Origin of the sequence: Streptomyces sp. NRRL F-2664 (assembly GCF_000719345.1) — a bacterium.
Lineage (GTDB): Bacteria > Actinomycetota > Actinomycetes > Streptomycetales > Streptomycetaceae > Streptomyces.
Window position 1 is genome coordinate 312,122 of the sequence record NZ_JOFX01000001.1, and the last position, 16,454, is coordinate 328,575.

The 16,454-nt window shown below is 73.8% G+C and carries 20 protein-coding genes; 10 read left to right on the forward strand and 10 right to left on the reverse strand.

Going from position 1 to position 16,454, the window contains the following annotated elements:
- The first annotated feature begins 64 nt into the window (after nucleotides 1–64).
- The 3 genes from IF89_RS0101385 (at nucleotide 65) to IF89_RS0101395 (ending at nucleotide 2,113) form a co-directional block, all read left to right on the forward strand.
- A complete protein-coding gene (locus IF89_RS0101385) occupies nucleotides 65–550 on the forward strand; it encodes an SRPBCC family protein (RefSeq protein WP_043192527.1) in 486 nt (161 codons plus the stop codon).
- 280 nt (nucleotides 551–830) lie between these two features.
- A complete protein-coding gene (locus IF89_RS0101390) occupies nucleotides 831–1,355 on the forward strand; it encodes a hypothetical protein (RefSeq protein ID WP_051806687.1) in 525 nt (174 codons plus the stop codon).
- Nucleotides 1,352–2,113, forward strand: coding sequence for a GNAT family N-acetyltransferase (locus tag IF89_RS0101395; RefSeq protein WP_030759774.1), 762 nt, complete (start codon nucleotides 1,352–1,354; stop codon nucleotides 2,111–2,113). The genes IF89_RS0101390 and IF89_RS0101395 overlap by 4 nt, the downstream gene beginning before the upstream one ends.
- Before the next feature lie 49 nt (nucleotides 2,114–2,162).
- Here IF89_RS0101395 and IF89_RS0101400 read toward each other — a convergent pair whose 3' ends face one another.
- A complete protein-coding gene (locus tag IF89_RS0101400) occupies nucleotides 2,163–3,644 on the reverse strand; it encodes a DEAD/DEAH box helicase (RefSeq protein WP_078628022.1) in 1,482 nt (493 codons plus the stop codon).
- 74 nt (nucleotides 3,645–3,718) lie between these two features.
- Nucleotides 3,719–4,240, reverse strand: coding sequence for a MarR family winged helix-turn-helix transcriptional regulator (locus tag IF89_RS0101405; RefSeq protein WP_078628023.1), 522 nt, complete (start codon nucleotides 4,238–4,240; stop codon nucleotides 3,719–3,721).
- 110 nt (nucleotides 4,241–4,350) lie between these two features.
- Here IF89_RS0101405 and IF89_RS0101410 point away from each other — a divergent pair, with 110 nt between their 5' ends.
- Nucleotides 4,351–4,719: an HGxxPAAW family protein gene (locus tag IF89_RS0101410; protein WP_030759781.1), complete on the forward strand. Its 369-nt coding sequence runs from the start codon at nucleotides 4,351–4,353 to the stop codon at nucleotides 4,717–4,719.
- Between the two features lie 168 nt (nucleotides 4,720–4,887).
- Complete coding sequence (locus tag IF89_RS0101415) at nucleotides 4,888–5,094, forward strand: cold-shock protein (RefSeq protein ID WP_030654205.1); 207 nt, start codon at nucleotides 4,888–4,890, stop codon at nucleotides 5,092–5,094.
- Between the two features lie 124 nt (nucleotides 5,095–5,218).
- On the opposite strand, the gene IF89_RS0101420 is transcribed toward IF89_RS0101415, so the two are convergent.
- The 3 genes from IF89_RS0101420 to IF89_RS0101430 all read right to left on the reverse strand — a co-directional run bounded on the left by IF89_RS0101420 (nucleotide 5,219) and on the right by IF89_RS0101430 (nucleotide 6,614).
- Nucleotides 5,219–5,815, reverse strand: coding sequence for a TetR/AcrR family transcriptional regulator (locus tag IF89_RS0101420; protein WP_030759783.1), 597 nt, complete (start codon nucleotides 5,813–5,815; stop codon nucleotides 5,219–5,221).
- Nucleotides 5,812–6,165 (reverse strand): DUF1304 domain-containing protein, encoded by a 354-nt coding sequence (locus IF89_RS0101425; RefSeq protein ID WP_030759785.1) that lies wholly within the window; start codon nucleotides 6,163–6,165, stop codon nucleotides 5,812–5,814. The genes IF89_RS0101420 and IF89_RS0101425 overlap by 4 nt, the downstream gene beginning before the upstream one ends.
- 107 nt (nucleotides 6,166–6,272) lie before the next feature.
- On the reverse strand, nucleotides 6,273–6,614 hold the full coding sequence (locus IF89_RS0101430; protein ID WP_030759788.1) for a thioredoxin family protein: 342 nt from the start codon (nucleotides 6,612–6,614) through the stop codon (nucleotides 6,273–6,275).
- 115 nt (nucleotides 6,615–6,729) lie between these two features.
- On the opposite strand from IF89_RS0101430, the gene IF89_RS0101435 reads away from it, so the two are divergent.
- From IF89_RS0101435 to IF89_RS0101445, 3 genes are all read left to right on the forward strand, one after another.
- Nucleotides 6,730–6,999 carry a hypothetical protein gene (locus IF89_RS0101435; RefSeq protein WP_030759791.1) on the forward strand — a complete coding sequence of 90 codons (270 nt, stop codon included), beginning with the start codon at nucleotides 6,730–6,732 and terminating at the stop codon, nucleotides 6,997–6,999.
- 183 nt (nucleotides 7,000–7,182) lie between these two features.
- Entirely contained in the window at nucleotides 7,183–7,539 is a 357-nt protein-coding gene (locus IF89_RS0101440; RefSeq protein ID WP_030759794.1) for a YciI family protein, read from the forward strand.
- Between the two features lie 67 nt (nucleotides 7,540–7,606).
- Nucleotides 7,607–8,827: an RNA polymerase sigma factor gene (locus IF89_RS0101445; RefSeq protein ID WP_030759797.1), complete on the forward strand. Its 1,221-nt coding sequence runs from the start codon at nucleotides 7,607–7,609 to the stop codon at nucleotides 8,825–8,827.
- 19 nt (nucleotides 8,828–8,846) lie between these two features.
- Here the strand turns inward: IF89_RS0101445 and IF89_RS0101450 are convergent, their stop codons facing one another.
- The 4 genes from IF89_RS0101450 to IF89_RS0101465 form a co-directional block, all read right to left on the reverse strand.
- Nucleotides 8,847–10,400: a condensation domain-containing protein gene (locus IF89_RS0101450; RefSeq protein ID WP_051806689.1), complete on the reverse strand. Its 1,554-nt coding sequence runs from the start codon at nucleotides 10,398–10,400 to the stop codon at nucleotides 8,847–8,849.
- A gap of 69 nt (nucleotides 10,401–10,469) precedes the next feature.
- Nucleotides 10,470–10,886, reverse strand: a complete 417-nt coding sequence (locus IF89_RS0101455) for a hypothetical protein (protein WP_043192529.1) — start codon at nucleotides 10,884–10,886, stop codon at nucleotides 10,470–10,472.
- Nucleotides 10,887–11,067: 181 nt separating this feature from the next.
- The gene (locus tag IF89_RS0101460) at nucleotides 11,068–12,609 is read right to left on the reverse strand and encodes a hypothetical protein (RefSeq protein ID WP_324605287.1); all 1,542 of its coding nucleotides are present in this window, start codon (nucleotides 12,607–12,609) and stop codon (nucleotides 11,068–11,070) included.
- Nucleotides 12,610–12,614: 5 nt separating this feature from the next.
- Nucleotides 12,615–13,544 carry a LysR family transcriptional regulator gene (locus IF89_RS0101465; protein ID WP_030759808.1) on the reverse strand — a complete coding sequence of 310 codons (930 nt, stop codon included), beginning with the start codon at nucleotides 13,542–13,544 and terminating at the stop codon, nucleotides 12,615–12,617.
- Between the two features lie 71 nt (nucleotides 13,545–13,615).
- On the opposite strand from IF89_RS0101465, the gene IF89_RS0101470 reads away from it, so the two are divergent.
- Nucleotides 13,616–14,623 (forward strand): NAD-dependent epimerase/dehydratase family protein, encoded by a 1,008-nt coding sequence (locus IF89_RS0101470; RefSeq protein ID WP_030759811.1) that lies wholly within the window; start codon nucleotides 13,616–13,618, stop codon nucleotides 14,621–14,623.
- A gap of 8 nt (nucleotides 14,624–14,631) precedes the next feature.
- Here the strand turns inward: IF89_RS0101470 and IF89_RS0101475 are convergent, their stop codons facing one another.
- Complete coding sequence (locus IF89_RS0101475; RefSeq protein WP_158717778.1) at nucleotides 14,632–15,144, reverse strand: hypothetical protein; 513 nt, start codon at nucleotides 15,142–15,144, stop codon at nucleotides 14,632–14,634.
- Between the two features lie 85 nt (nucleotides 15,145–15,229).
- On the opposite strand from IF89_RS0101475, the gene IF89_RS0101480 reads away from it, so the two are divergent.
- On the forward strand, nucleotides 15,230–16,333 hold the full coding sequence (locus tag IF89_RS0101480) for a DUF2330 domain-containing protein (RefSeq protein WP_043192627.1): 1,104 nt from the start codon (nucleotides 15,230–15,232) through the stop codon (nucleotides 16,331–16,333).
- The last annotated feature ends 121 nt before the right edge of the window (nucleotides 16,334–16,454 follow it).

Here is a 16,454-nt window from a genome sequence, read left to right on the forward strand (position 1 = left end):
GCCGTCGCGGGGGCCGGGCCGCGAAATCCGGCGTCCGCCGTGCGCGGTCCCGCAGCATGGGGCCATGAGCGACAGCGCGATCACCTACACCCTGTACATCCAGGCCGATCCGTCCCGCGTCTGGCAGGCCCTCACCGACCCCGCCCTCACCCGCCGCTACTGGGGGCTGAGCTTCGAGACCGACTGGGCGGTGGGCTCGGCGATGGACTGGGTCGAGCGCGGCGCCCGCACCAGTGACCCCGGCCAGCTGGTCCTCGGCTGCGTGCCCGACCGCCTGCTGTCCTACACCTGGCACACCTTCAGCCCGCAATGGGCGGCTGCGGCCGGGATCGACGAGGAACTCCGGGCCCGGCTCGCGCAGGAGCCCCGCACGAAGGTGACGTACGAGATCGAGCCCGTCGGCGACACCCTCGCCCGCCTCACGATCCGCCACGAGGGCTTCCAGCCGGGCGGCGCCCTGATCGGCCTGTGCGGGCAGGCCTGGCCGATGCTCGCGTCGAGCCTGAAGACCCTGCTGGAGACGGGGGCGCCGCTGCCCCAGGGGGTATAGGCCGTGTCCGCAGCCCCCCGCCTGCCCGGCAGGGTCCGGCGCTCCTCCGCGCCCCCTGACCGGAGGGTGCCGGCTGCGACCTGACCGATCCGTCCGGGCCGAGGCCGCCGCCCCCGGTGCGCCCGGACGGCACCCTGACCACGGGTACGCCCCGGCGGTCGTGTGAAATGGGTGCCATGCGGACAGGCAAGAAGCAGCGGCGGCCCGCCGGCGGCATACCGACGAGGACGGTCACACCGGTGCCCGGAGACCGGGCCGGGTCGGTCGCGGGCGGCACCCGATGAGCCCCTCCGGCGCCCGCACGCCCCCCGAGCACTGGCGCTACGCCCGCCACCTCGAAGCCCTGGCCGCGACGCCCGGCGCACATGCCGAGGCCGAGGCCGACACCGTCGCCGCCGTCCTGCGCGACCCCGACCGGGTGATGGCCGAGAGCGCCGTCGTCACCCATCTCGACCGCCGGGCGGCCGGCCTGCTCACCGACGACGGCTTCACCGCCTGGGCGGGGGCGATCTCCGGCGTCCTCGCCGGCCGGGCCTTCCCCGAGCGGCGGCTGCGCGAGTGGAGCCTGCTCAAGGCCGTGACCCGCGGCGAGCCGTGGTCCGCCGCCGAGCTGGCCGGCGCGTCGGACTGGTGCCAGCGCACCGCGGTCCGGCTGCTCGCCTCGTGCGAGGCTCTGGAGCTGCTGGCCGCCGGCGCCCGTACGGGCCGCGTCCGCTATGCCGCCGCCGAACGCCTGCGCCGGCGAGCCGTCGACCCGCGCATCCGCGTGACCCCCGGGACCGGCGGGCTGGGGCTGCCCCGATGACCGGTCCGCACCTCTCGCGCATCAACCGCTTCATGGCGGCCTTCGCCCGCCGCCAGGCGACCCGTACCGTCGCGCTGCCCGGAGGGTTCGCCGCCTTCGACGACCTGTTCCCGCAGTCCCGCGCGAACAACCAGGTGGTGATCGACGGAGCCGTCGACGCCGAGGCGCTACCCGCCCTCGCGGAGGACGCCCTCGGTCACCTGCCGCACCGGCTGGTCTGCGTACTCGACGAGGACACCGCGCGGGCGTGCGTCGGGCCCATGGTCCGGGCCGGCTACACCCACTCCGGCTACCTGGTGATGGTCCACACCGGTCCGGTGCCGGACCGCGCGAGTGCCGAGGAGGTTTCCCTCGACGCTCTGCGCGGCCCGCTGACGACCCGTTGGCGCGGCATCCTCCCCGACGTCGACGACGAGGTCGTGCGCCAGCTCGTCGACCGCCGCGAGTCCCGCCTCCGCGGCGCCGACGACGTCCGCTTCATCGGTTCGCGCGCGGCGGACGGAGAGGTCGCCTCCTGGGCCGACCTCTATCTCGACCCGGCGGCGGGAACGGCCCAGATCGAGGATTTGATGACCTCGCAGGCCCACTTCGGCCGCGGCCACGCCGACGCCGTGCTGGCGACCGCACTGCGCCTGGCCGCGGAGGCGGGCTGCGGCACCCGCTTCCTGACCGCCGACGCGACGGACTGGCCGCGGCACTGGTACGGGCGCCGCGGCTTCGAGGTCGTCGGCCGTTCGCACGTCTTCGAACGCGAATGACCCGGGTGCGGGGGACCGGCCGGCGAGCCGGGCGGTCCCCCGCAGGGCATCAGATGCCGCGGCGGACCCGGGCGGCCCGGCGGGCTTCGGCCTGCTGACGGGCCTCCAGCGTCTTGCGGGACTCCTTGCCGCGCCCGGGCCGGCCGGGGCGGGTGCCGATGCCGCGGAAGCCGAGCTCCGTCCCCGACGGCCTGCCCTTGGCGTCGGTGGGCGAGGCCCCGGACAGCGGCACACCGGACGGGGCCTTCGCCCCGGTGATCCTGCTGAGCGCCGCCTCGCCGGACCGCACCTGCGTGATCGTCGGCCGGATCCGGGCGTCGGACAGCAGCCGGACCATGTCCCGCCGCTGGTTCGGCGTGACGAGGGTGACGACCCGGCCCGACTCGCCGGCCCGGGCCGTACGGCCACCGCGGTGCAGGTAGTCCTTGTGGTCGGCCGGCGGGTCGACGTTGACGACCAGGTCGAGGTCGTCGATGTGGATGCCGCGTGCCGCGACGTTCGTCGCGACCAGCACGGTGACGGCCCCGGCCTTGAACTGGGCCAGGGTGCGGGTGCGCTGCGGCTGCGACTTGCCGCTGTGCAGGCCCTCCGCCCGCACGCCCATCGCGCGCAGGTGCTTCACGAACTGGTCGACCCCGTGCTTGGTGTCCAGGAACATCAGCACGCGGTTGTCGCGGGCCGCGATCTCGGTCGCCGCGGAGATCTTGTCGGCCGCGTGGATGTGCAGGACGTGGTGGTCCATCGTCGTCACCGCGCCCGCCTGCGGGTCGACGGACGAGGAGACCGGGTCCTTCAGGTACCGGCGGACCAGCTGGTCGACATTGCGGTCCAGGGTCGCCGAGAAGAGCATCCGCTGGCCCGCGTGGTGGACCTGGTCCAGGATCTCCGTGACCTGGGGCATGAATCCCATGTCGCACATCTGGTCGGCCTCGTCGAGGACGGTGATCCGCACCCGCTCCAGGTGCACGTCCCGCCGTCCGACCAGATCGCTGAGGCGCCCGGGGGTGGCCACGACGACCTCGGCACCGGTCCGCAGGGCGCTGACCTGCCGGCCGATGGACAGCCCGCCCACCACCGTGGCCATCCGCAGCCGCAGGGCCGCCGCGTACGGCTGCAGCGCCTCGGTCACCTGCTGGGCCAGCTCGCGCGTCGGTACGAGGACCAGGGCCAGCGGCCGCTTCGGATCGGCCTGCTGCCCCGCCGTGCGCGCGAGCAGGGCCAGCCCGAAGGCGAGCGTCTTGCCCGAGCCGGTGCGCCCCCGCCCGAGGACGTCCCGCCCGGCGAGGGCGTTGGGAAGGGTCGCGGCCTGGATCGGGAACGGCTGCGTCACCGACAGGGAGGCCAGGGTCTCCATCAGCTCGGCGGGCAGGTCGAGCTCGGCGAACGACTCCACCGGCGCCAGTGCCGGCGACTTCGGCTCGGGCATCGCGAACTCGCCCTGCGGTCCGATGTTCCGGGGGGTGGCGGTCTTCGAACCGCCCTTGGCACCGCCCTTCACACCGAAGCGCCCATGGGCTGACGGGTTCCTCATGCAGGACCTTTCGAAGCAGGGGGGAAGAAGGAAGCAGGGGAGAGGGGGAGTGGGGGAGAGGGGAAGGAGATTGGTCAACCGCCCATGGTACCAGCGGAGGGCAGGCCCTCCGGGGCGTCCAGTTCGCCGGAGCGGACCTGGGCGCAGTGGGCACGGACCTCGGCGGCGGCGCGTTCGAACCAGTCGGCGATCACGGCGATCTCGTCGGGGGTGTAGTCCGCGAACAGCGTGCCGAGCCGATCGTAGAAGGGCTGGTAGACGGCGAAGACCCGGGCTGCCGCGGCCGGCTCCGCCACCACCCGGACCCGGCGCCGGTCGGCCGGATCGGGGCGCCGCCGCGCATAGCCGGCCTTCTCCAGGCGGTTGAGCACGCCGGTGACGGCGCCGGTGGTCAGGTCCACCAGTTCGGCCAGGTCGCCGGCGGCGAGGGGGTTCTCACCGGCGCCCAGGATGTGCCCGAGGCAGGTCAGATCGGTGACGTTGAGGCCCAGCCGCTGCGCCACCTCCTGCTGGCCGACGATGCCGAGGGCGACGAACTGGTCCATGCGCGAAAGCGCCTCCGCGGGTGTGGCCGCGGGGCGGGGCTTGCCTTGCACGCAGATACTCCTTAGCATCTAAGTTACTTAGCTTGTGAGATACTTACCTTGCGAAATAAGGATCCCCTTGTCTCCGAGCCTACTGCTGCCCCCTTCGACCAGGGAGAACCATGAGCGCGCACGGTCACGTCGACCTCGGCCACACGGTGGCCGGCTGGACCGGAACCACACTGGCCCTTCTGGGCTTCGCCGGCGCGGGCGCCGCGCTGTGCGCGGCCTGGCCGCCCGGCATCCTGATCGGCCTCGCCGTCGTGGCCCTGGCCGGGGTCGCCACCTGGCTGCTGCACCTTGCCGGATGGGGCAAGCCGAGCGGCCCCCGCTCCGAAGCCGACTGGGACTGGCGGGTCCGGGACACCGCGGCCCGCGCCGGGCACGCCGACTGCCTGGGCTGCCGGGTGGCCGCCCGGCCCCGCCGTGCCCCGGTGGCCCTCGCCCCTTCCCGGCCCGCGGTGCCGCTGGCGGCCGACGAGGCCGCCTGAGCCTGTACGGCGGGCCTGCCCCCCGTATCGCGGACAAGTCGACCGCAAGTTCGCATGCGCGACGCGCCCCGGTTGGCCGCGTTCGGCGTGTGCTGTGGAGCACCGTCGGGCAGGATCGAGACGGCCGCGTGTGCGGCCCGCAGTGGACCGTTGTGAAGGATCAGCAAGATGGCAACAGGTGTCGTGAAGTGGTTCAACTCGGAGAAGGGGTTCGGCTTCATCCAGCAGGACGACGGCGGTCCTGATGTGTTCGTGCACTTCTCCGCCATCCAGACCACGGGCTTCAAGTCGCTGGAGGAGAACGCGCGGGTCGACTACACCGTCACCCAGGGCCCCAAGGGCCCCCAGGCCGACAACGTGGTCCCCCTCGGGTAGCCGCCGCCACGCGCCGTGCAGCAGGCCCCGCCGGTCCGCCGGCGGGGCCTGCCGCGTCTGCGGGAGCCGGCGCCGCCCGCTCCCGCAGGTCGTGTCCGCTGCGTCCCGCCCGCTCGGCGGGGACCTACTGGCCGGCCCGGTGCAGGGCCAGGAGCAGCGGCCACAGGTGGTCCGCCAGTACGGACGGGCCCACCGGGATCTCCTCGTGCAGCCAGTCGGCGAGCACCCCGGTGAAGGTCGCGGCGACCGCCGAGGCGACCAGCTCCGGCCGGGGGGCGCCCACTGCCGCGCGCTCGGCGCGGGCGCGGGCGCGCAGCTCCCGGTGCAAGCGGTCGCCGAGGGGTCCGCCGCCGCCCGGGAGGAGCAGGGTGCGGTAGAGCGGCGCCCGCTCGGCCGCACCCGTCAGGAACACGGCCAGTGCGGCGGGGGGACGGGCCGGGGGAAGCGGCGAGGGGCCGGTCTGCCAGGCGTGCAGGGCGTCGACCGCCGCGTGGACCACGCCCGCGCACGCGTCGACCGCGAGCGCGGCTAGGTCCTCGTAGTGCAGGTAGAAGGTGGCCCGGCCGACGCCGGCCCGGCGGACCACCGCCGAGACGCTGACCTCCGCGAGCGGCCGGCCCGCGCACTCGGCCAGCAGGCTCTCGCGCAGCCGCGCCTTCGTCCGGGCCGTGCGTGGGTCCTCGGGGCGGTCCTGCTCCCGTCCGGCGGGCTGCGGACTCACGCGGCCAGCAGAGCGGCGCCGAGCGCGAGGGCGCCGGGGACGGCTTGGGCGAGCAGGATCCGGCGGTTGGCGGTCACGGCGCCGAACACCCCCGCCACGACCACGCAGACGAGGAAGAAGACCTGTGTGGCGAGCGAGTCGACGACCAGCCCCCAGACCAGCCCGGCGGCGAGGAAGCCGTTGTACAGGCCCTGATTGGCGGCGAGCGGCGCGGTCAGCCGTGCGGTGTCCGCGTCGAACCCTGGCAGCGCCCGCCCCGGCGGCCGCTGCCACAGGAACATCTCCAGGACCAGGAAATAGGCGTGCAGTGCGGCCACGAGGCCGATCAGGATCTGCGCGACCGTCTGCATCGGGCCGTCTCCACTTCTCGCACCGTGCGGGACTCGACTTTCTGAACAACTGTACAGGAAGTCCGGCCCGGCCCCGGTCCTCCGAGACTCCCGGCGGGCAGCCGCCCTCAGGGGAGGTGTACGTCCAGGAACGCGCGGAACTCCTCGCGGTCCATCGACCCCGCCTGACTCGCGACCGCCTCACCCCCCTCGATGAGCACCACGGTCGGCGCACCGGTCACGCCGTAGCGCTTCGTCGACCCCGGACAGCGCGTCATGTCGGTGCGGACGGCAGTCAGCCGCGTGCCGTACTCCCGGGCCATTTCGCCGACGACCGCGTCCATCGCCCGGCACGCCTCCACCGCCTTGGGCCAGGTGCCGCAGAAATACGCGAGAACGGGTCCCGCCGTCATCGACAGCACGAAGTCGAACTCCGCGTCCTCCTGCGGCCGGTGCACCCCGCGTGCCATGCGCGTCGCTCCTCGTTCGGGCGCTCCTCCGCCGGGAGCGCAGCCCCCATCATCGCCGCCGTCCGGGCGGGCGACCGCCGGGCCGTTGTCAGTGCCGCCTGTGAAGCTGATCAGCATGGACGACAGGATGCTCCGGCGCCGGGTGTACGGCGCCGACCACGAGGACCCCGACCCGGGGCCGCGACCCGGCCACGTCTACGGCGAACTGGTCGGCGGCCCACTCGACGGGCTCCTCCTGGACATCACCGGCTGGAGCGGGTCCCGGCTCGACGAGGAGGCCCGCCTCCCCACGGAGATAGGGCGCTACGGAGCGGGCGGCCGGGCCCACTACCGCCGCCGGGCGGGCGACCCCGGCCACTGGGACTGGACCGGCGACAGCCGCTGACAGGTTCCCGCCGCAGCCCGCCGACTGCCGACCGGACCGCGAGGTGCCGACCGGCGCCGTGCCGGCGGCCGCCGGCGGAACATCCTCGAAAGTTTTTCCCGGCAGCTGTCGATCCGGGCGCCTCCCGTTCGACGCAAGGGTGAGAGGCGGGGAGAAGCCCGCCCCCATGACCGAGGAGTCACCATGCCGCGCTTCCTGACGATGATCCGCATCAACGAGAACGACCTTCCCCCCAACGAGTTCCCGCCGGAGTTCGAGCAGCGCATGGGCGCCCTGCTGGAGGAGATCACCAAGGCCGGGGTCATGCTCGACACAGCGGGCCTGCTGCCCACCTCCGAAGCCACCCGCCTGAGCTGGTCCGGCGGAAGGATCAGCTACACCGACGGGCCCTTCACCGAGACCAAGGAGGTCGTCGGCGGCTACTCCCTCAGCCAGTGCAAGGACAAGGCCGAGGCCATCGAGTGGACCCGGCGGTTCCTGGAGATCCACCCGCCGGAATGGAACGTCAGCGCCGAGGTCCGCGAGATCCAGGAGATGTGATCCCGACGGCTCGTGCCGCGTTTGCCCCGCCTCGTCACGGCTGCTCTGATGGGTGGCCGTGACGGCAGTGGATGCGGCCCAGGCGGTCGAAACGGTGTTCAGGATCGAGTCGGCGCGGATCATCGCCGGCGTCACCCGCATCGTGCGGGACGTCGGCATCGCCGAGGAGATCGCCCAGGACGCCCTCGTCACCGCACTGGAGCAATGGCCTCAGTCGGGTGTCCCGGACCGTCCGGGCGCCTGGCTCATGGCGACCGCCAAGCACCGGGCCATCGACCTCGTCCGCCGCAAGGAGACCTACGCGCGCAAGCTCGCCGAGGTCGGCCGCACCCTGGAGGACGCACCCCCGCCCCCGGATCCGGCCGAAGCCGACGACATCGACGACGACCTGCTGCGCCTGGTCTTCACCGCCTGCCACCCCGTCCTCGCCACCGACGCCCGCATCGCGCTCACCCTGCGCCTGGTCGGCGGACTGACGACCCAGGAGATCGCCCGCGCCTTCCTCGCCTCCGAGAGCACGGTCGCCCAGCGCATCGTGCGCGCCAAACGCACTCTGGCCAAGGCTGCGGTGCCCTTCGAAGTCCCTTACGGCGCCGACCGCGAGGCGCGGCTGTCCTCCGTCCTGGACGTGATCTACCTGGTCTTCAACGAGGGCTACTCGGCGACGGCGGGGGACGACCTGGTCCGCCCCGCCCTCTGTGAGGACGCCCTGCGCCTGGCCCGCGTCCTGGCGGCCCTGATGCCCGAGGAGGGCGAGGTGCACGGCCTCGCCGCGCTCCTGGAGTTCCAGGCGTCCCGCATCGCCACCCGCACCGGCCCCGACGGCGCACCGGTGCTCCTGGCCGACCAGAACCGGGCCCGATGGAACCGCCTGCTCATCGCCAGGGGCGCCCGGGCGATGAGCCGCGCCGGCAGCGGCCCGTACTCCCTCCAGGCCGCGATCGCCGGCTGCCACGCGGCCGCCGTCCGCTACGAGGACACGGACTGGGCGAGGATCGCCACCCTCTACGGGCGACTGGTCCAGCTGACGCCCTCACCCGTGGTGGAACTCAACCGGGCGGTCGCGGTCTCCATGGCCGAGGGACCCGCGGCCGCCCTGCCGCTCGTCGACGCCCTCACGGCGGAACCGGCCCTGCACGCCTACCACCTGCTGCCGAGCGTACGGGGCGACCTGCTGGAGCGCCTCGGCCGGCCGCGCGAGGCCCGGGCCGAGTTCGAACGCGCGGCCGCACTCACCCGCAACGCGCAGGAACGGACCCTGCTCCTGCGGCGGGCCGCCCGCCTGTGAGGCTCCACTGGCGGACCACTCAGCCGCGGCGCCCGGACGCGGCCACGTCCACCGGGGTGGGCCGTACCGGCCGGCGCTGCGGCGTCAGCGCGACGGGCCGGCGGAAACCGCCCGACCGGGCGACCTCCTGGACCGTCAGGCGCAGCGCCTCCTGAAAGCCGCCCATCGTCCGGCGGGCCGCCGGGGTGTCGACGTAGATGGAGTTCATGTGCAGGCCGTCCGTGTCCCGCTGGAACCACGAGCAGGCACCGTTGGCACGCGCCGACCAGACGTGGGTGGTGGGCCGCCAGTCGTCGTGGCGCTCCGCGCCCGGGCACTTGCGCATGTCGATGTACGAGAAGAAGTTCACCGGGTACGGCCAGGAGCGGGCGGCGAACTCCTGCGGCGCCAGCAGCTCCCACGCCCGCACGAACGGCACGTCGAGGTGGGACATCATCTCGCTGAACCCGGCCCGGACGGAGGTCATCACCTGGGCGAAGTCCCGGCCCGGCGAGGCGTCGAACTCGATCGGCAGGGTGTTGACGAACCAGCCCACCGAGTTCGTCCAGGTGCCCCGGCCGCGCTCGCTGACCGGCATCAGGCCCCGGTAGACGCCCGGCCCGCCCGCGTCGCGCAGGCACACCGCCACCGAACCGAGCACCCCCATGAACGGCTTGCCGCCGACGGCCACGCAGGTCTTCTCGAATACCTCCGCCTCACCGGCGTCCAGCAGCATGGAGGCTTCGTTGACGATGGGGTACATCCGCCCCGGCTCGACCCCGAGGTCGAGGGGGAAGCGCGGGAAGAACTCCCCGGCGGGCCCCATGAAGGCCTTCCAGTAGTCCAGCCGTCCGTCGCGGGCGTCGATGGACAGGTAGCGGCGGCGCTGCTCGTCGGCGAAGTCCAGATAGCTGGGCGCGGGCGGCAGGTCCACACGCTCGCCGCGGCACAGGTCCTCGTAGGCGGTCAGGACCTCGCGGGCGACGATCGGCATCGACATGCCGTCGCAGACGATGTGGTCGAAGGCGAGGTAGACCGTGGCCGAATCCTCCCGGACCACCGCGCCCATGATGAACAGGGGCCAGGACAAGGTGTCGATGCTCCGCTTGAAGCGCTCGACCAGGAAGTCGGACAGCACTCCGGCGTCGTCGAAGACACCCACGGGCTCGGGGTCGAGGACGAGCGCGGCCGGGTCGAAGGGCTCGCAGGCCAGTTCTCCGGCCAACCTGCGGAACGCGCAGCGCAGGACCTCGTGCCGCTGGACGAAGCAGAGCAGGGCTGCGGCGAGGGCCCGTTCGTCCAGCCGCCCGGTCACTTCGAAGGTGACCGCGACCCAGGACGCGACGGGGTCGTCGGCCGCCCGGCTCTCCTCGGCGACGGTGAAGTGCTTGTCCTGGTTGAAGGACGCCTTCCGGCTCGCCGGATCACCGGACCCGTCGGCCTGCTCCCCGTCCGGTCCACCGGCCCCGAACTGCCTGACATCATCCGTCTGTTGCGTGGCCGGCCGGTCGGCCACCGCCGTGGTGGACCTGAGCCGCCACTCGACCACCCTGCCGGGTGCCACGTGGTGCATCTCCAGAGGAAACTGCCGCATACCGCCATCCCTTCGCCCCCGAGTCAACCCCCAGGCCCTAACGACCCCCGACCCGGTGAGGTGACGGAATCACCCCTGAGGGGCGGGACGACGGCCTGCGCGGGCGGCAGCGCGCCGCCGCAGGGCGCCCTCGAAGAGGGTCCATCCGTCGACCTCCCTCCCCGACGGCCCGTCGGGACGCCACCCGGCGGCCCGGCCCTCTTCCAACAGGGCCCGGACGGTGCCGGGTTCGTGCAGGTGAAGGGACTCGGTCGAGGTCAGGGACACCTCCCCCGAGACCATCGGGTAGCCGTTCGGCACGAGCCGGCCCGGCCCCTCCCGGAAGAGGATGCGCAGATGTCCCCGCGCCCCGGCCAAGTGGAGCGTCAGCGACTCGCAGCAGTCCCCGGCACCGCCGCCGGGCCGGCTGTGGGAGTGGCGCACCGACCACGTATAGGTGTCACCGTCCACGACGATCCGTCGGGCCCTGCCCGGACTGCGCGGCATCCGCCTCTCCCTCCCGCCGGCGACACGGGGCTCCCGCCCCCCTCCGGGCAGCAGCCTACGAAGCCCCGGCCCCCGCACGCATCCGCATATGCGCTCCCTCACCATGCGGCCCCTCCCCGCCGGCGCGGAGGTGCAGGATCCCCGGATCCGCCCCCGGGCACCTCGCCCGCACCACCGGTGGTCATGGCAGCAGCCCCCTCATCACGGCAGACGGCAACGCGGGGTTGGCGGCTGCCGCCTCCACCACCGCCGGGTCGGTATCGTCGAGGAGTTCCACGACGACCGCCGGCGGGAGCGCCGGATGGGCGGCGGCACGCACCCTCGCCTTCCGGTCCGCAAGGCATGGCATCAGTGCCCCGGCGGTCGCGTTCGGGTGCGAGGCGATCTCTCGCAGCGCCCGTCGGACGGGCGGTTCGCGGTGGGCCAGTTCAGCCAGTAGATCCGCGGGGGCGTCCGGATTGGCCGCGACCCCGGCGAGGACCTGCACCCCGTGCAGCGCGACCATGCCCCGCAGCAGCTCCGCCGGCAGACCCGGATGCGGGGCAACCGCCTTGGCCACCGAGGCGTCCTCGTCGGACGCAAGCCGGTTCCGCACGTCCGGGGGCAGATCGCGCCGCTGGGCCACGAGCATCCGTACCTGCCCGCGCGCGGACGCGGCCGCCTCCGCCAGCTCATCGGGGGTGGCCGAGGAGATCCGCGGCAGCGGATCCGGGCCGGTGCGGGTGCGGGTCGTGAGGACCAGCCGCGCCAGCACGTCGAACGGGACGCGAGGATGGTGTGCGAGAGCCCGGCGCACCTCGGGATCCGGGTCTGCGGCCAGTCGGCGGCATATGGCCGCTCCGGTCCCCGGGTTCCCCGCGAGCGCCGCCCGTACGCCGGGCGCCGGGTCCTCGGCGAGGCGCGTCCGTACGTGCGCGGGCAGACCGGGATGCCGGGCGACGGCCCACCGCAGCGGCTCGGAGGGATGGTCCGCGAACGCGGCCACGGCCGCCGGGGGCGTGGCCGGATTGGCCAGGGCCCGCCGCCACGTGCCGTGAACGGTCGAGCCGTGCGTCCCGTCGCATGCGGCACCCGGCCCCGGGCCACCGGCCGGATCCGGGCCGCAGGAGCGGTGGGCGAAGGGTGCCGCCCGGCCCTCCGCCCGGTCCTCGCAGTCCAGGCACGACCGGGCAGACTCCAGGCCGTCGCCGGTGAGCAGCGCAGCCAGGGCCGCGGGCGGCACCGCCTCGTTGGCGGCCACCACCCGCCGGACCTCGGCATGCGGGTGCCGGGCGAGACGGGCCGCAACCGGCGGGGACGTCGTCCACAGGGCCAACTCGGTCGTCACCTCGAGGTCCGCGTCGCCGGCCAGGGCGTCCTCGGCCTCCGGCGGCAGCCCGGGGCAGGAGGCGAGCCGCCGGCGGACGCACGGATCGGGGTCTGCTGCGAACCGGACCGCCCATTGCGGCCATCCGCATCCCTCGTCGAGGAGGGCGAGAGCCACGGACGGCCGCACCGCGGGGTCCACGTCGCCGGCGGTCAGGTGGCCGCCGCGGGCGAGCTGCACGGCGGTGTCCTCGTCGTGCGCGGCGAGGGCGGCGACCTGGTCGGGTGACAGGTCCGTGCGGTCGGCCAGGTACCCGACCAGCTCGTCCGCGGCATCGGATGTTCCCGCGGCCAACCTGATCAACCGGTCGACCAGCTCGGCGGGCAACGCGGGATTGGCGGCGAGGCCGCTCAGCAAGGGGTTCAGGGGCGGGCTCCGGTCTGCGGGGCGGTGGGGGAGGTGGTGGCGGCTGTTGTCAGGGCCTCGGCCAGTGCCTCGGTAAGGGGGTTCGTGCGCCGTCGGCGCGGCAGGAGCAGGCCGATGTGCCGGGTGGGGCGCGGGGGTTCGACACGGACCGCGACCGACTCCCCGGTGCCGACGAGCGCGACCTCGGGGACGAGGGATACCCCGACCCCCGCCGCGACGAGGGTCTGGGCGAAGAAGTAGTCGGTGGTGGAAGCCCCCACGCGCAGGTGGAAACCGGCGAGTTCGGCGTACCGGCGCAGGAACGCCTCCGTCTTGAGGCAGCCCAGCACCCACCGGTCCCCGGCCAACTCCCCGAGGTCCACCGAGGATCGGTCCGCCAGGCCGTGGCCGCGCGGCAGCACCACCCACAGCGGATCGTCCGTCAGCGGCTGCCAGTCGAGGTCCCGGCGGCCACCCGGACCCCTCGGCGGCGGACCGTCGAAGTGGTAGGCCAGGGCGAGGTCCGCGGCGCCGCTGCGCACCATCGGCACGGCGTCCTCCGGTTCGCTCTCCAGCACCGTCAGCTCCACCTCCGGGTGGGCCTGCACGAACCGGGCGAGCGCGAGCGGCAGCAGGTGCCGGCCGCCACTGGTGAATGTGGCGACGGTGAGCCGCGGCCGTTCCTGCGTCAGCCGGTCGATCGCCCGGCGCACCTGATCCAGTTCGGCGGAGATCGTCTCCGCCGCCTCCACGAGCAGTCGCCCCGGCTCCGTGAGCGTGACCCCGCGCGTGCTGCGCACCGCCACCGGGTGGCCCAGGGAGCGTTCCAGCGCGGCGATGTGCTGGGAGACGGCGGACGGGGTCAGCAGCAGGGCTGCGGCCGCCTTGTTGAAGCTGCCGTGCTCGGCCACCGCGCGCAGGACACGCAACCGCTGCACATCGATCATCAGTTTTCCTTACGACCCGTTCAGCAGCTGGTCGGTTCCGCTGGGGACGATACAGCGCGAGAGTCGGACGCATGAAGCACATCCTTGTCGTAGGCGGCAGTCGGTACTTCGGGAAGTCCCTGGTCACGCGGTTGCGTGACGCGGGGGACGAGGTGACCGTCCTCAACCGGGGCTCCAGCGCCCCGCCCCCCGGGGTCGGCCGGCTCCTCGCCGACCGCGACGACGAGGCAGGCCTGAGGGCGGCCCTGGGCGGCCGCGACTTCGACGTTGTCATCGACCAGGTCTGCTACACGCCGCTCCAGGCCGCCGTCGCCCGCCGGGTGTTCGCCGCGCGGACCGGGCGCTATGTGATGACCTCGACCATGGAGGTGTACGACCCGGCCACCCTCCCCGCGGGCTCCGCGCCCCACGCCGTGCCCGTGGCCGAAGCGGCCCTCGACCCGGGGCGGCCGCCGCTCGCGCCGCCGTTCCCGGACCGGCAGGGCCCGGGCCCCGGCACGGGCACCCGCACCGGCACGGCCTCTGCCACCGGCACCGGCACCAGTACCGGCTTCAGTGCCGCCACGCGCTACGCCCCGGACAGCGACGCCCATGCGTACGCGGAGGGCAAGCGCCGCGCCGAGGCCGTCTTCCTGCGCGAGCCACCCTTCCCGTTCGTCTCCGTGCGGACCGCGCACGTCCTCGGGGGCGGCCCCGCCGAGTTCACCGGGCGCCTCGCCCACTACGTGCAGCGCATCCGCACCGGGCGGCCGGTCGACGTCCACCAGGCCCCGTACGGCACCTCGTTCATCCACCACCTGGAGATGGCCGAGTTCCTCGACTGGACCGCACGGCACACCTTCACCGGGCCTGTGAACGCCGCCTCGCACGGCGCGCCGGACGTGCTCGCGCTCTGCTCGACGGTCGCCGGACAGCTCGGCCGCGAGCCCCGCTACCGGGTGGTGGGGGCGGGCGAGGCCGCCTCGCCCTTCTCCTTCGACCGCGCGTACGCCATGGACAACGGCCGCGCCGAAGGCCTCGGCTTCCCCTTCGGCCGGGTCGCCGACTGGCTGCCCGGGGCGGTCGCCGAGACCGCCTGAGGCAGAGGTCAGGAGGAGGCCGGCAGGCCGAGGATCTCCAGGATGCCCTCCGCGTACGCGGAGGTCCCGGAGCCCGGCACGCCCAGTTCGAGGCGGAAGCCGTCCACGCCGGTGCGGATGTGGGCGGCGCACTGCCCGTGCAGGCCGGCCTCGTGGGTGCCGCCGTCGTCGACCGTGCACAGCAGGGCCAGCAAGGTCCACAGCAGCGCCTCACGGGTCGCCCGCCGGGGCGGCCGCGCGGCCCACACCGCCATCAGCACGGCACAGACCGCCGGGGCCGGCGGTTTCAGGTGCTGAGCGAAGAAGGCGTGGCCCTCCAGTGCGTGGAACGCGGCCGGATGACCCTCCGCCGCATCACGCACGGCGTCGACCAGATGGCCCGCCGACCGGCCGCAGCCGCACTCCGTTCCCTCCCAGTCGTGCCGGGCGATCTCCGCCATCACGGAGTCGGGAACCATCGGGCTGCGCGGTAGCGCGTTCAGGTGCCGCTGAGCGTGCGGCTGCTTCTCACTCCCCCACATGCGCCACAGTATGGGCCAGGGCTGATCGTGCAGCGAGAGGGGGCGGAACCGGATCACACGGACGGCCGTCTGAGACCCCGTGTGGATGAAACGAAGGATCCTTTTTCTCCTGTTCGCCCTGCTCGCGACGCAGGTGGGCTCGCTCGTCGTCCCCGCCTACGCCTGCGGATGCGGGGCCATGATCCCCGACGGCGGGTCCCGGATCGGAGTCGACCGGGAGACCTCCGTCGTGCGCTGGGACGGGCGCACCGAGCAGATCGTCATGCGCTTCACCGTCGGCGGGAACGCGCAGCGGGCCGCCTGGATCATGCCGGTGCCCGGGCGGGCCACGGTGGAACTGGGCGACGGCCGCATGTTCGACGAACTGCGCCAGCTGACCCGGCCCGAGCGCAGGACCCGCACCCACTTCTGGCCGCGGGAGGGCGACTGGCCCTTCTCCCACACCACGGGCGACGCCGCGGGCGCCCCGGCGACCGGCGCCGTGCCGCCCGTCGGCGTCGTCGGCCGCGAGCAGCTCGGCGACTTCGACGTCGCCCGGCTCACCGCCACCGACCCCGACGCCCTGAAGAACTGGCTGGAGAGCAACGGCTTCTCGCTGCCCGACCGCCTCGCCACCGAGGTCAAGCCGTACGTCGACCAGCACTGGGAATACGTGGCGGTACGACTCGCCCCACGCGACGGCGGCGCCGGCAAGGTGCTCCGCGGCAACCTGGACCCGCTGAAGATACGCTTCGACAGTGACCGGCTGGTCTACCCCATGCGGCTCTCCCGCATGGCCAGGACCCCCCAGTCCCTAGGCCTGTACGTCCTGGCGGACCACCGCATGGAGCCCGCCACCCGCATCGGCGGCTCGGCACCGAAGGTGACCTTCGCAGGCACCGTCGAGCCGAAGCACGGCGCGCTCGCCGCTCTCACCGACGGCGAACCGGTGTTCCTGACGGCGCTCGACCAGGAGTTCCCGGACCCCGGCCGCATCGACGGCGACCACGAACTGCGGGCCACGCCCGAGGACACCCCGTACCGCCGAACCGTCTACCGCGACGAGCTCCTCACGGTCGGCGACGGCACCCCGGTCTGGCTCCTGACGATCGGAGCCGCCGTCGCCGCGACCGCCTCCGCCCTCTACGTCCTGCACCTCCGCCGCTATCGCCGCCTCCACCGCGAGGCCACCGCTCGGACACCGCAATGACACAGGATCGGATGCTCTTGACTCGACGCGGTGGCGGGCGGCGGGGTCGCGGGTGCCACGCAGGCACAGGTCGTCGTCGTAGCCGTAGCTCGGGGTGAACCTGCGATGCTCACGGGGACGG

Excerpts from the sequence above, each read along its gene's own strand:
- IF89_RS0101430 (WP_030759788.1), bottom strand. The coding sequence starts at position 6,614 with ATGGCACGCGGGGTGCACCGGCCGCAGGAGGACGCGGAGTTCGACTTC.
- IF89_RS0101465 (WP_030759808.1), bottom strand. The coding sequence starts at position 13,544 with ATGATCGATGTGCAGCGGTTGCGTGTCCTGCGCGCGGTGGCCGAGCAC.
- IF89_RS0101400 (WP_078628022.1), bottom strand. The coding sequence starts at position 3,644 with ATGAGGAACCCGTCAGCCCATGGGCGCTTCGGTGTGAAGGGCGGTGCC.
- IF89_RS0101470 (WP_030759811.1), top strand. The coding sequence starts at position 13,616 with ATGAAGCACATCCTTGTCGTAGGCGGCAGTCGGTACTTCGGGAAGTCC.
- IF89_RS0101440 (WP_030759794.1), top strand. The coding sequence starts at position 7,183 with ATGCCGCGCTTCCTGACGATGATCCGCATCAACGAGAACGACCTTCCC.
- IF89_RS0101395 (WP_030759774.1), top strand. The coding sequence starts at position 1,352 with ATGACCGGTCCGCACCTCTCGCGCATCAACCGCTTCATGGCGGCCTTC.
- IF89_RS0101475 (WP_158717778.1), bottom strand. The coding sequence starts at position 15,144 with ATGTGGGGGAGTGAGAAGCAGCCGCACGCTCAGCGGCACCTGAACGCG.
- IF89_RS0101415 (WP_030654205.1), top strand. The coding sequence starts at position 4,888 with ATGGCAACAGGTGTCGTGAAGTGGTTCAACTCGGAGAAGGGGTTCGGC.
- IF89_RS0101410 (WP_030759781.1), top strand. The coding sequence starts at position 4,351 with ATGAGCGCGCACGGTCACGTCGACCTCGGCCACACGGTGGCCGGCTGG.
- IF89_RS0101390 (WP_051806687.1), top strand. The coding sequence starts at position 831 with ATGAGCCCCTCCGGCGCCCGCACGCCCCCCGAGCACTGGCGCTACGCC.
- IF89_RS0101385 (WP_043192527.1), top strand. The coding sequence starts at position 65 with ATGAGCGACAGCGCGATCACCTACACCCTGTACATCCAGGCCGATCCG.
- IF89_RS0101450 (WP_051806689.1), bottom strand. The coding sequence starts at position 10,400 with ATGCGGCAGTTTCCTCTGGAGATGCACCACGTGGCACCCGGCAGGGTG.
- IF89_RS0101480 (WP_043192627.1), top strand. The coding sequence starts at position 15,230 with ATGAAACGAAGGATCCTTTTTCTCCTGTTCGCCCTGCTCGCGACGCAG.
- IF89_RS0101435 (WP_030759791.1), top strand. The coding sequence starts at position 6,730 with ATGGACGACAGGATGCTCCGGCGCCGGGTGTACGGCGCCGACCACGAG.
- IF89_RS0101455 (WP_043192529.1), bottom strand. The coding sequence starts at position 10,886 with ATGCCGCGCAGTCCGGGCAGGGCCCGACGGATCGTCGTGGACGGTGAC.
- IF89_RS0101425 (WP_030759785.1), bottom strand. The coding sequence starts at position 6,165 with ATGCAGACGGTCGCGCAGATCCTGATCGGCCTCGTGGCCGCACTGCAC.